The 12,650-nt window shown below is 71.1% G+C and carries 9 protein-coding genes; 6 read left to right on the top strand and 3 right to left on the bottom strand.

Going from position 1 to position 12,650, the window contains the following annotated elements:
* Nucleotides 1-420 precede the first annotated feature (420 nt).
* From ACFWV8_RS27045 to ACFWV8_RS27025, 5 genes are read left to right on the top strand one after another with little or no spacing between them, the layout of a single operon-like run.
* Complete coding sequence (locus ACFWV8_RS27045) at nucleotides 421-1,824, top strand: aldehyde dehydrogenase family protein (protein ID WP_384208832.1); 1,404 nt, start codon at nucleotides 421-423, stop codon at nucleotides 1,822-1,824.
* Nucleotides 1,821-3,341, top strand: a complete 1,521-nt coding sequence (locus ACFWV8_RS27040; protein ID WP_384208829.1) for a sugar ABC transporter ATP-binding protein — start codon at nucleotides 1,821-1,823, stop codon at nucleotides 3,339-3,341. Before ACFWV8_RS27045 ends, ACFWV8_RS27040 begins: the two co-directional genes overlap by 4 nt.
* Nucleotides 3,338-4,390, top strand: a complete 1,053-nt coding sequence (locus tag ACFWV8_RS27035) for an ABC transporter permease (RefSeq protein WP_384208825.1) — start codon at nucleotides 3,338-3,340, stop codon at nucleotides 4,388-4,390. Before ACFWV8_RS27040 ends, ACFWV8_RS27035 begins: the two co-directional genes overlap by 4 nt.
* A complete protein-coding gene (locus tag ACFWV8_RS27030; protein ID WP_384208822.1) occupies nucleotides 4,387-5,358 on the top strand; it encodes a sugar ABC transporter substrate-binding protein in 972 nt (323 codons plus the stop codon). The genes ACFWV8_RS27035 and ACFWV8_RS27030 overlap by 4 nt, the downstream gene beginning before the upstream one ends.
* A complete protein-coding gene (locus tag ACFWV8_RS27025; RefSeq protein WP_384208820.1) occupies nucleotides 5,358-6,860 on the top strand; it encodes a mucin-5B in 1,503 nt (500 codons plus the stop codon). Before ACFWV8_RS27030 ends, ACFWV8_RS27025 begins: the two co-directional genes overlap by 1 nt.
* A gap of 93 nt (nucleotides 6,861-6,953) precedes the next feature.
* Here the strand turns inward: ACFWV8_RS27025 and ACFWV8_RS27020 are convergent, their stop codons facing one another.
* The 3 genes from ACFWV8_RS27020 to ACFWV8_RS27010 form a co-directional block, all read right to left on the bottom strand.
* Nucleotides 6,954-8,258 (bottom strand): NAD(P)/FAD-dependent oxidoreductase, encoded by a 1,305-nt coding sequence (locus ACFWV8_RS27020; RefSeq protein WP_384208859.1) that lies wholly within the window; start codon nucleotides 8,256-8,258, stop codon nucleotides 6,954-6,956.
* Nucleotides 8,259-8,350: 92 nt separating this feature from the next.
* Nucleotides 8,351-9,796: an NAD(P)/FAD-dependent oxidoreductase gene (locus ACFWV8_RS27015; protein ID WP_384208817.1), complete on the bottom strand. Its 1,446-nt coding sequence runs from the start codon at nucleotides 9,794-9,796 to the stop codon at nucleotides 8,351-8,353.
* Entirely contained in the window at nucleotides 9,793-11,331 is a 1,539-nt protein-coding gene (locus ACFWV8_RS27010; RefSeq protein ID WP_384208814.1) for an FGGY family carbohydrate kinase, read from the bottom strand. Before ACFWV8_RS27010 ends, ACFWV8_RS27015 begins: the two co-directional genes overlap by 4 nt.
* A 370-nt stretch (nucleotides 11,332-11,701) precedes the next feature.
* Here ACFWV8_RS27010 and ACFWV8_RS27005 point away from each other — a divergent pair, with 370 nt between their 5' ends.
* Nucleotides 11,702-12,604: a hypothetical protein gene (locus ACFWV8_RS27005; protein WP_384208854.1), complete on the top strand. Its 903-nt coding sequence runs from the start codon at nucleotides 11,702-11,704 to the stop codon at nucleotides 12,602-12,604.
* Nucleotides 12,605-12,650: the final 46 nt, after the last annotated feature.

Here is a 12,650-nt window from a genome sequence, read left to right as displayed (position 1 = left end):
GGTGTTTTTTTGGCTGCCGGGGCGGTCGGGGGGGGCGCCCATCCCCCCCCCCCCACGCCCCAGGTCCCGCTTCTCTTCCGATGCTGGGGACCCGGCGTGGCCCGGGTGTGAACGAGGCCGCAACTCCCGGCGCCGAACACCGCACAGGGATCACTCGCAACCGCAAACGTTCGTCGGCCCCACTCGCGGCGTGCGGAATCCGCTCATCCGCCGTTCACCGGACGGGGAAGCGGGCGGTCAGGGGCCCGTGGGGGGACGGTGGGGGTGGATGCCGCGCGGTTCGATGCCGTCGCCCGGAAAGCGCTTCCCCATTTTGTAAGACGTGTTGACGAATTAATGGGGGTGCGCCAGCATCGCCTCCACATGTTCGAAGTGCCGAACGCACTTCTGCCGAGCCCTGCCCCCGGGAGTAAGCGCCGCATGTCCACCCGAACCGCACCGCTGCCCGTACGCAATCCAGGAACCGGCGAACTGCTGGGCGAAATCGAGGACTTCGGCCCGGTACGCGTCACCGCGGCCCTCGCCGCCGCAGTGGACGGACAACGGGCGATGGCCGCGATGCCCGCCCATGCGCGCGCACGGCTTCTGCGCTCCGTCGCCGACCTGATCGAGGCCGAAACCGACGACCTGGCACGGCTCCTCGCCGCCGAAAACGGCAAGCCTTTCTTCCAGACGGTGGAGGAAGTCCGCGCCGCCGTACGGATCTTCCGCGGCTTCGCCGGCGAGGCCACCCGCCTCTTCGGCCGCCAGATTCCGCTCGACGCCGTCCCCGGCCTGGAGAGGCACCTCGCCGTCACCGTCCGCGAGCCGCTGGGCCCGGTCGCCGCCCTCGTGCCGTTCAACTACCCGGTCGAGCTGTACGCCCACAAGGCGGCAGCCGCCCTCGCCGCCGGCAACGCCGTCCTGGTCCACCCGCCCGTGCGCTGCCCGCTCGCCGTGGTGCGGATCGGCGAACTCGTCGAGCGGGCGGGCGCCCCCGCGGGCGCCCACCAACTCCTCACCGGCGGCGTGCACATCTCCCAGGAACTCGCCTCACGCCCTGGCGTCGCCGCCGTCAGCCTCACCGGCAGCACCGCCGCGGGCCGCGAGATCGCCCGCCGCGCCGCCGACACCCTGAAGAAGGTCCATCTCGAACTCGGCGGCAACGACGCCCTGATCGTCTGCGACGACGCCGACGTCGAGGCGGCGGCCGAGGCCGTGGTCCTCGGCCGGCTCGCCCGCGGCAACGGCCAGATCTGCTGCGCCGTCAAGCGCGTCTACGTCCAGGACGGTGTGCACGACAGCTTTGTCGAGGCCCTGCTCGCGGGCGCCGCCAAGCTCAGCGTCGGGGACCAATTGACCGATGGCAACGATGTCGGACCGCTGATCAGTGAAGAGGCCGCCGAGCGCGTCGAGTCGGCGGTCGCCGCCCTCGTCGCCGACGGCGCGCGCAAGGCGGCCGGCGGCGGTCGCCGGGGCGCCTTCTACGACCCCGCCGTCCTGGTCGACGTCCCCGATGACAGCGCCGCGTTCGCCGACGAGATCTTCGGCCCCGTCGCACCGGTCGCCCGCTTCACCGACCCGCTCGACGCCGTACGGATGGCCAACTCCTCCCCGTACGGCCTCCAGGCGGCCGTCTTCACCCGCGACATCCAGCGCGCCTTCACCCTCGCGGGACGCCTGGAGGTCGGAGGCGTCGTCATCAACGGGTCGACCGCGCTGCGCGCCGAGAATCTGCCCTTCGGTGGTCCGAAGGACACCGGTGGCTCGGCCGAGGGACTGCACGACACGGCCCTGGAGTTCACCCGGCAGAAGACGATCATCGTGATGGAGGCCTTCGGGTGAGCACGCCGACCCGGCCGGTCCTGCGGATACGCGGGGTGCGCAAATCGTACGGCCCCACACAAGTGCTGCACGGGGTGGACCTGACGGGCCGGGCCGGTGAGGTGCTCGCCGTCGTCGGCGCCAACGGGGCGGGCAAGTCCACGCTCATCAAGATCCTCGCGGGCGCCGAGCGGATGAGCGCCGGAGAGCTCCAACTCGACGGCGAGACGGTCGAGTTGCGCTCACCGCACGACGCGCACACGCACGGCATCCGCACCGTCCACCAGGAACTGACCCTGGTACCCGAGCTGTCCGTCACCGAGAACCTCCTCATGGGCCACTTCCCGCGGCGCCTCGGCGGCCTCATCGACTGGAAGGCCGCGCACCGGCGGGCCCGCGCCCTGCTCGACGGCATCGGCTACGGCGCCATCGACCCCCGGGTCAAGGCCGGCCGCCTCACCGTCGCCAGACAGCAGATGGTCGAGATAGCCAAGGCCCTCGTCAGCGAGGGCGGCGAGCCCAGGGTCCTGGTCCTCGACGAACCGTCGGCCGTCCTCGCGGGCAGCGACCTGGAAGCGCTGTTCGCGCTGATACACCGGCTCCAGGAACGCGGCGTCCTCATCGTGTACGTCTCCCACCGGCTCGCCGAGGTCACCGAACTCGCCACGTCCATCGTGGTGATCAAGGACGGCCGGGTGGTCGCCGAGACCACCCCCGACCGCACCGACGAGAACGAACTCATCCGGCTGATGGCGGGCCGGCCCGCCGGACAGCTCTACCCGGCGCGCCGCCCCGCCGACGGCGACAGCCTTCTCGACGTCTCGGGGCTCAGCCGCACCGGGGAGTTCAGCGACATCTCCTTCTCCCTGCGGGCAGGCCAGATCACCGGCCTGTTCGGTCTCGTCGGCTCCGGCCGCAGCGAACTCGCCCGCTGCGTTTTCGGCGCCGAACCGGCCACATCCGGTGCCGTCCGCGCCCCCGGCAACGACGCCGTACGGTTCCGGGGCCCCCGCGAGGCCATCGCCGCCGGACTCGCGCTCGTCACCGAGGACCGCAAGCGCACCGGACTCGTACTCGGCCTCACCACCGCCGAGAACATCGGCCTCACCACGCTGCGCGCCACCACGCGCGGCCCGCTGCTCGACACCGCGAGACGCCGGCGTGATGTCGTCTCCATGGTCGAGCGGCTGGACATCAGGCCCGCGCACTCGGCGAAGCTGCCCGTACGCACCCTCAGCGGCGGCAACCAGCAGAAGGCCGTCCTCGCCAAGTGGCTCCTCACCGAGCCGCGCGTGCTGCTGCTCGACGAGCCCACCCGCGGCGTCGACATGGCCACCCGCGCCGAGATCTACCGGATGCTCGACGAACTCGCCCGCGACGGCATGGCCATCCTGCTGATCTCCTCCGACCTCACCGAGGTGCTCGGCGCCACCGACCGGGTGCTGGTGATGCACGAGGGGCGGATCGCCGCGGAACTCCCTTCGGAAGGTACGACCGAGGACACGGTCCTCGCCCACGCGATCGGACACGCAGCATGACCGAACAGCTCACCAAGTCCACCGGGGCAGGCGACCCCGGACCGCCGCCGCCACGAGGGCTCCGGCTGCCGCGGCTCACCGTCGCCGGCCACGACATCACCGTCGAGACCGGACTCGCCGCGCTCCTCGTGATCTTCGTTGTGGTCGCAGGCTCCACCACCGAGGCCTTCCTGACCGAGGGCAACATCACCAATCTGCTCAAGCAGATGGTCACCACCGGCCTGCTCGCCTACGGGATGCTCGCCGTGATCCTCACCGGCGGCATCGACCTCTCCGTCGGCTCCGTCGTCGCCTTCTCCGGGATCGTCGCCGCCGGGCTCTCCTCCGGCCTGCCCGTGCCGGTCGCCATGGCGGTCGGCGTCGCGTCCGGCATCGGCTTCGGACTCGTCAACGGCGCGCTCGTGGCGCGCTTCCAACTGGCGCCGTTCGTCGTGACGTTGGCCGCGCTCACCACCATCAGAGGCCTCGCCTTCGTCTACTCCGAGACACCCGTCGCACCCGAGAAGACCGGCTTCTTCGAACTCGGCTCCGCCGTGATCGGACCGCTGCCCGTCTCCACCCTCATCATGCTGGGGGTCTTCCTGCTCGGTGGCGTCTTCCTCAGCCGTACCCCGGCCGGCCGTTCACTGGTCGCCATCGGCGGCAGCGCGGAGACCGTACGGCTCGCGGGCATCGGCGTCCGGCGCCATATCGTCCTCGCCTACGCGATCTCCGGCGCCTGCGCCGGACTCGCGGGCGTCATCCTCGCCAGCCGGGTCGGTATCGCCCAGCCCAGCGTCGGCACCGCGTTCGAACTCGACGCGATAGCCGCCTGCGTCATCGGCGGAGCGAGTCTGGCCGGCGGCAAGGGCTCCGTACGCGCCACCTTCGCCGGTGTGCTCGTACTCGCGCTGATCAACAACCTGCTCAACCTCTACGACGTGCAGAGCTTCTGGCAGCAGGTGCTCAAGGGCCTGATCATCATCGCCGTCATTCTCATCCAGCGCACCGGCCGCTTCCGTGCTGCGGCCGGGAACGATCCGAACCCCGGAAGGGCAAGTACATCATGATCACGAAACGAGCAACCGGTGTGCTGGTGGCCGGAGTTCTGACCGCGGCCCTCACCGGCTGCTCCTCCGACTCCGGGTCAGGCGGCGAGAAGGGCGACGGCTCCTACACCGTCGGCGTCGCCAACTTCACTCTCGGCGGCCCCTACTTCAACGGCATGGACAAGGCCATCAAGGCCCAGGCCAAGAAGAAGGACGTCGAGATCCTCAGTACGGACGCGGGCGGTGACGCCGCCAAACTCGCCTCCAACGTGGAGGACCTGCTCAGCAAGGACGTCGACGCCGTCATCATCTCCGGCGGACCGCTGGAGTCGGCGCCCGCCGTCCTCAACTCCCTCAGGGCGGCGGGCAAGCCCGCCGTCCTCGTCGACCGGAAGTTCCAGACCGGCGAGTACGCGAGCTGGGTCGGCCCCGACAACGAGGCGATCGGCAAGCAGAACGGTGAATTCCTCGTCGAGCGCCTGCCGGACGGCGGAAAGGTCGCCCTGATCAAGGGCGGACCCGCCGACAACACCATCGGCAAGGCGCGTACGGACGGGGTGAAGGGCGCCCTCGAAGGCGCGTCGGGAATCGAACTGGTCGAGGCACCCGACTACGGCAACTGGAGCTCCGACGGCGGACTGACCGTCATGGAGAGCCTGCTCGCCGCCCACGACGACATCGACGCCGTCTTCTGCGAGAACGACGCCATGTGCCTGGGCGCGCAGCGCGCCGTCAAGGACGCCGACCTCGCCGACAAGATCGTGCTGGCCGGCGTCGACGGCCAGGCCGAGGCGCTGAAGGCCATCCTCGACGGGACCAACTACCTTGTCACCGGCCTCAACGACGCCGATGTGATCGGCAGTCTCGGTCTGGACAGGACCGTGGAGATCCTCGACGGCAAGAAGCCCGAGAAGGACACGGTCGTGGACTCGCCGCGCGTCACCAAGGAGAACGCGAAGAAGTACTACGACCCGGAGGGCAACTTCTGATGAGCCGCACCCGCACGAATTCCCCGGCGAGAGGGGCCGGCCGCACCCGGTCACTGCCACGGAGCAAGCGCGCCTACGCCATGACGGCGCTGCTCTGCGGCGCCCTCGTCGTCCCGCTCTCGCTCGGGTCCGCGAACGCGGCCCCGGACGACGGGACGGGCAAGGCGACGGCCGCGGACCGGCCCGGCAAGCCGGGCAAACCCCCGAAGCCGCCCAAGGCACCCGCCTGGAAGCTGCTCCACCAGGAGAACTTCTCCAACAAGCTCGACCCGGCCCGCACACCCTGGACCCGTGAGACGTACAGCGAGCCGTTCGACACCATCATGGAAGACAACGGCCAGTGGTACGCCAACGACTACGGGCCCGCGTGGAACACCGCGTTCAACTCCTTCGACACCTACCGCAAGGAGTTCAAGGTCGGTGACGGCGGCTGGCTCACCGCCTCCCTCTCCGCGCGCGACTGGAACAAGGACGGCCGCATCGAGAAGGCGCCGTCCATCACCAACGGCAGGGCCGCCGGCAAGACCGTCGCCGAGCTCAAGGTGCCCGACCACACCGGCGGTGCCATCTTCCGCCCCACCGAGGCCCTGCCGGACCAGTACCGCATCGAGTACAAGCTCAAGACACTCGACTTCGGCGGGAAGCGCAACGGCACCATCGACTACGACAACCGCACCAACGGGTACAGCAAGGACGGCTGCAAGACGCAGCACCCGTGGGGCGAGGGCTCCAACAGCCCCGGCTGGGAGGGCGACGCGTCGGCGCCGTACTGCGAGTGGCAGGACGTCCGGGCCGGCAAGTACGGCTACAACGGCTTCCACTATCTGTCGATCGTGGACTTCGCCGACCCGGCGCCGCGTAACAACCACTTCTGGCACTACCGCCGCAAGGTCCTGATGGACTCCTTCGCCCAGCACCCCGACCGGGTCGGCACGGGCACCGGCGGCCGGGTCTGCAACTCCGCGGACGGCACGTACTACGACTACAAGGACAGCAGCTTCAACACGGTCAACATGTGGATCAGCGGACTGCCAAACTGGACCCCCGGCAAGGGCGGTCTCGCGGGCAACTCGCAGTGGTTCATGACCAGTTGCTCGGACGGCGTCGCCGAGCAGCAGCTCTCGTCGGCGGCCGAACTCCAGCCGGAGCTGATGCCGAACCAGGACTACACGTTCGCGATCGAGCGCGACGCCACCGGCTACACGCTGGAGGCCGGCGGCAACTTCGCGCGCGCCGGACAGCAGACACTGCGCTTCCACCGGCCGTTCGTCGTCGACGACGACCCGATCTGGCACTACAACGTCAAGCCGGGCGAGTACGACGGGCGTTTCAACAACACCCTCGTGCAGAACGACAACAACGGCAGCTCGACCTGGCCCGACCAGTGGCCCGCGGGTTCCGCCTACCCGGACTCCTTCGTCATCGGAGACCTCTACACCAACGTGTACGAGGGCAGCGCGAGCCTGACCGACATCAAGATGTTCGTGCCCAAGAAGAAGTGATGGCACAAGGAGAGTGACTCCACCACCTGCCGGTGGGGCCGCCCCTCTTCGGGCGCGGCCCCACCGGCCGGCGGTCTCTTCGCCGCGGCGGGTTCAGCGCTCCACGGAGATCCGTACGGGGCCGCCGTCCGGGTTCCTCACCGCCGCCGTCACATCCGCCCGCACCTGCGCCGTCCAGGTGGCGGACAGGCGCAGCGTCCTGCCCGGCACCGCGCCCCGTACCAGCCGCTGCCTGTGCAGCACGCGTCCGTCGCGCCGCACGACCAGCGACGACCAGGGGCCGAGCCTGCCCTCCGTACGGAGGACGAAGCCGCCCGCCTCGACGCGCGGATCGGCCGGGTCGAGCCGGTTGGGCGCGACCCACAACAGGGGCTCCTCGACCTGGACGGGGATCCACGCCAACGGGCGTGCCCCGCCCGCCAGATGGCGCAGCACCGGCTCGGCGGCAAGCAGTCCCTCCCGCGCGGCCGTGCTCGCGGGCTCGACCGCGTGCAGCAGATTACCGACGGCGAAGACCCCGGCCCGGTCCGTGCGGAACGAGCCGTCGACGGACGGGCCCCGGCTCGCCCGGTCGAGCGTGATGCCGCCCCGGCGCGCGAGTTCGTGGTCGGGGATCCAGTCGCCGGTGAACACCACCGTGTCGCACGCGACGCTCGTGCCCCGGCCGTCCCGGTGCCGCAGCGCCACCCCCGTGAGCCGCCCCCGGCCGAGCAGTTCGCTCACGCGGGCGTCGACGAGCAGCGGGACGCCGTGGCGGAGGCGGGCGTCGAGCGCCGTGGCGGGGGATGCCTGGTGGTACGGCAGCTCCGTGACCATGGCCACCACCTCGACACCCGCGTCCCGCAGCGTCCGTACGGCGGCGTAGCTGACCTGCTCGGCGCCCACCACGACGGCGCGGCGCCCGACAGGACGGTGGTGGAGATGGACCGCCTGCTGGAGCTCGCCGGTCGTGAACACCCCCGCCGGCCGGGTGCCCGGCACCAGCCGTGCGCTGCGCGGGCGTTCGCGCGCGCCGGTGGCCAGGACGACGGCCCGCGCGGTGATCCGCTCCAGCCCGGCGGGGCTCGTGACGTCGACGGCGAGCGGGTCCGCCGGCGGTCCTTCGCTCCATCCGGTGACCGTGACGCCCGTACGCAGGACCGCCCCCGCCCGGACAGCGGCGTCCGCCCAGTGGCGCGCGTACGCGGGGCCCGTCATCCGCCGGCGCAGATCACGCAGTCCGAATCCGGAGTGGAAGCAGTGCCGGGGGACACCGCCCGGCTGGTCCTCACGGTCGACGGTCTCGACGCTGATGCCACTGGCGGCCAGCCGCGACGACAGCGCCAGACCGGCGGGGCCCGCGCCGACCACCAGGACGTCGACAGCCCGCTCCCGCCTGCCGGGTACGGGGGGTGGCACGGATCCCGAAGCGGCACCCGGTGCGCGCTCCGCCGAGGATCCGGACGCGGATTCAGAAGCGGATTCCGGTGTGGACGAGGACAGTTCGCTGCTCACCGTGCGGCCTCCCTGAGGGACGACGACGACCACGCGTCGGCGCCCGACGCGTCGAACAGGGCACGCACCGCGGCCCCGCAGTAGAACCCCTGGCACCGCCCGCCCAGCGCCCGGGTGCGCCGCCGCAACCCCTCGGGCGATGACGGCGGGATGTCGGCGGCGAGCGCGTCACGGATCTCGCCCCGCGAGACCCGCTCGCAGTGGCACACGAGCGCCCCGTACGCGGGATCGGCGGCGATCAGATCGGCGCGCTGATACGGACGGGGGGACGCCTCACCGAGATTCGGCATCGTCACCGGCACGAGGTCCCTCGCCGTCCCCACCCTGGCACCGGCCTCCGTCAGCAGCTCCACCACGTGGGCGGCGATCGCCATCGAAGCGGTCAGCCCCGTCGACCGGATCCCGCCCACCGCGACGTACCGCTGCTCCGGGTGCGAACGGATCGCGTAGTCGTCCTGCCCGGTGGCCGCGCGCAGCCCCGCGTACACGGCGGTGACCTCCTCGTCGAGAAGCTCCGGCATGATCCGCCGGCCCTTCTCCCGGAGGAACGCCAGACCCTCGGCCGTCGAACCGGTCGCCTCTTTGTCGTCCAGGTCCTCGGCGGTCGGACCGAGCATCACATTGCCGTACACGGTCGGCGACACCAGGACTCCTTTGCCGAGCGCCGTCGGCACCGGCAGCAGGATGTGACTCACCAACTGGCGGGCGAGCTTGTCGAAGACGATGAGCTGACCGCGCCGGGGCGTCACCGAGAAGTCGGTGTGGCCGAGCAGCCTGTCGAACTCGTCGGCGTACAGCCCCGCCGCGTTGACCAGCCACTTGGTGCGCAACGGCCCCCGCCCGGTGGTGAGGAGACGCGGTGAGCGGGCGGCGGACTCGCCCACATCGGTCACCCGGCAGTTGAGATGCAGGTCGACCCCGCTCCGTACCGCCTGGGTCGCGTACGCGAGCGTCGTCGTCCACGGGCAGATGATGCTCTCGCCGGGAACTTCGAGCGCGCCCGACGCGCCGCCGCCCAGATGAGGCTCGCGGCTGCGGAGTTCGTCGGCGGCGACCGTGCGGGTACGCCGGTATCCGTTGCGCGCTGCCTTGCGGGCGAGCGCCGGCAGGGCCGCGAGCTGTTCCTCGTCCCAGGCCACGAGCAGCGCGCCGATCGGCTCGACGGGGATTCCGCACTCCTCGGCGTACGAGGCGAGCCGGTCCCTGCCCTCACGCACGAGCCGGGCTTCGAGCGACCCCGGCACCGCGTCGAAACCGGTGTGCAGGATGGCCGTGTTGGCCTTCGACGTACCGTCGCCGACATCCCCGGACGCCTCGACCAGGGCCGTACGCGGCCGGTACCGGGCCAGCTCGCGGGCGATAGCCGCGCCGACGACCCCCGCGCCCACGACCACCACGTCGTACACCTCGTCCGGCAGCGGCCCGGACACGGTGACGGTCATGACGTGACCGTACCGGCGCCGGTGTTCGCCAGTGAGGCGGCCGTCTGTCCGGCGGATGGCGTACGGGCGACGATCGCCGCCACCTCCGTACGGAAGACGCCCAGCCGCTCGGCGGCCTCGGCGGCGCCGATGCTCGGCTCGAAGACCTCCTTGGGCCGCCACCGGGGCGCGGCCCGCTCCACGCTCATGCCGGGGTCGAGCCCGATGCGGGCGACGGCACCCACCCCCAGCGCGGTCGCGTCGGGCAACGGGGAGACCTCGACGGGCAGTTGAAGCAGATCCGCCTGTGTCTGCATCAGCAGCTTCGACCCGGTCAGCCCGCCGTCGACCCGCAGCGAAGTGAGCGGGGTGCCCGTGTCCTCGGCCACCGCGTCCGCCAGGCCCACGACCTGCGCCGCGATGCCCTCGCACAGCGCACGTACCAGATGCCCGGGGCCGGTCTCCAGACTGAGCCCGGTCATCGAGCCCTTCGCGTCGCCGCGCCACCACGGCGCGGCGAGTCCGGCGAGTGACGGTACGAAGGTCACGCCCCCGCTGTCCGCGACGGACGAGCCCACCCGGTCGAGGTCTTCGGCGCCGGAGATCACGCCGAGATCGCTCAGCCACCGCACGGCAGATGCCGCCGTGTAGACCTGACCGTCGAGGCAGTAGCTCGTCCGGCCGCCGAGCCGCCAGGCCACACAGCCGACCAGACCGGTGCGGCTGCGCAGCGGGCGGGCGCCGGTCTGCGCGAGGAGGAACGCCCCTGTGCCGTAGGTGCACTTGGCCGTTCCCGGCTCGGTCACCGACTGGGCCAGCAGCGCGGCCTGCTGGTCGACCAGCAGGCCCGTCAGCGCAATCGGGTCCCCGAAGGCCGTCGTGACACCGAACTGACCGGCCGCGTCCACGACATGGGGCAGCCGCTCGTCGCTCATCCCGAAGACGCCGAGTGCGGCGGGGGACCACTCGGCGGTGTCGAGGTCGAGCAGCTGGGTACGTCCCGCGGTCGCCGCGTCGGTGACGAACTCCCCGGTCAGCCGGTGGACGAGCCAGGAGTCGGAGGTCGTGACGACACCGTCGCGGGTCAGGTTCCGGCGGATCCACGCCATCTTCGGCGCCGCGAAGTACGGCTCCAGCGGCAGCCCCGTCAGCCCTCTCAACAGGTCTGCGTGCGGGGCGAGTTCGGTACAGACGGAGGCGGCGCGCCGGTCCTGCCACACGATCGCGTCGGTGAGGGGCACGCCGGTGTCCGGGTCCCAGGCGAGTACGGTCTCCCCCTGGTTGGCCAGTCCGACGGCCGCGACGGGTTCGCCGGCCTCGGCGAGCGCCCGGCGCCCCGCTTCGACGACCGAGGAGAGCAGCAGCGCGGGATCGGCCTCGACCACTCCGCCGGAGGCGTAGCGCGGAGGCGCCGGCGCCGTACCGCTGCCGATCACCCCGCGCTCCGGGCAGATCACCAGGGCCTTGGTGGAGGAGGTGCCCTGGTCGACGGCGAGAACCGGCCGTGAGGCCGGGTCCACGGCAGTGCTGCCGGGGGAGTGCTGAGCAGGCGGCATGTCACGTTCTTCGGTCGGAGTACGGTGATCGTCCGATCACTGAGCGAAAGGGTGCTGCAGCCCGTCTTGCACGTCAAGGTCACGACATGCACTCAGGGTTGCTTAAGATCAGCAAAGTGTTCCTGGGGCCCTTGCGTTGGCCCCTACACTGATCGCCGAATAACAGCGGAGTAATTATCACTGAGTAGGGTGATTCTCAAGTGCCTTGATAGGTACGGGGATTCGAACTACTCCGGAAAGAGGCGGAGTTGCGGGAGTATCGGGCGGAGGGTACGTGAGCGATCGCTTTCGTCCGCTCTACCACCCGGCGGGCCACGACAGTGAACTCCGGGAGGCCGTACAGGAATTGCGAACCGGCCGCTGGCTGTCGATGCGTGAGCTGCTCGCCGGCACGCGTGGCTGGGCCTTGTGGACCCAGCGTACGCAGGTGCTCGCCACCGTCGCCGCGGGCTCGGACACCGTGCACACCTGGCTGGCCGAGGAGCCCGACAACACGGACGCCGTCATCATGCGGACGCGCGTGGCCGTGGAGCGCGCCCTGCGTGCGCACCGCGAGGGCCACGCGCGCACGACCGATCTGTGGCGCCAGGCGTGGGAGGCGTGCGACAGCGCCGCGCGGCTCGTACCCGCCGACCCCGTCCCATGGGTCTGTCTGCTCGCGCTCGCCCAACTCGACGGCAAGCAGCGGATGGAGGAGAACCGGCTGGCACCGCCGGGGCCGATGCTCTTCCCCGGCCCGTGGGCCCTGCTCGCCGAGGCGGACAAGCGCGACCCGTGCAACCGTGAGGCGTACCACCGGATGCTTCAGTTCGTGTACGCCCGCAGGGCCGACGGCTCGCTGTCCGAGGCGGTCAACTTCGTCCAGTGGGCGGCCTCGTCCGCACCCGAGGGCTCGGCACTCCAGGCCCTCCCGCTCTTCGTACGGGTCGAGCGGTACCGCAGGGAGCGCGGCAACGAGAAGGCGCTGGACCTGCACTGGGTCACCGAGGACGCCACCCGGGACGCGCTGCGGGCCCTGCACATCTGGTTCGACAGGTCGGTGCCCACCGAGAACTCGCTGCTGGACCTCAACCATCTGGCGCACGCCCTGTGGGGTTCGCTCCAACTGTCCGAGGCGGCCCGGGTGTTCAAGGCCCTGGGGCCGTACTACACCCCCGTGCCCTGGGCCTACCGGGCCCGGGGGCCCGACGACACCGCACAGGCCGAGGAGGTGTTCACCCGCGCCCGCGCCCGCTGCTTCGCCGCCGACCGTGAACGGAAATCGGATTCCTAGTTTCGCTCTTCGCATCGGTCCCCGCTCAGGCCCCGCCAGACCCCCA

Origin of the sequence: Streptomyces sp. NPDC058665, assembly GCF_042714995.1 — a bacterium.
GTDB lineage: Bacteria > Actinomycetota > Actinomycetes > Streptomycetales > Streptomycetaceae > Streptomyces.
The sequence above is the reverse complement of the archived record's forward strand: the minus strand, read 5'-3'. Positions and strand labels throughout refer to the sequence as shown.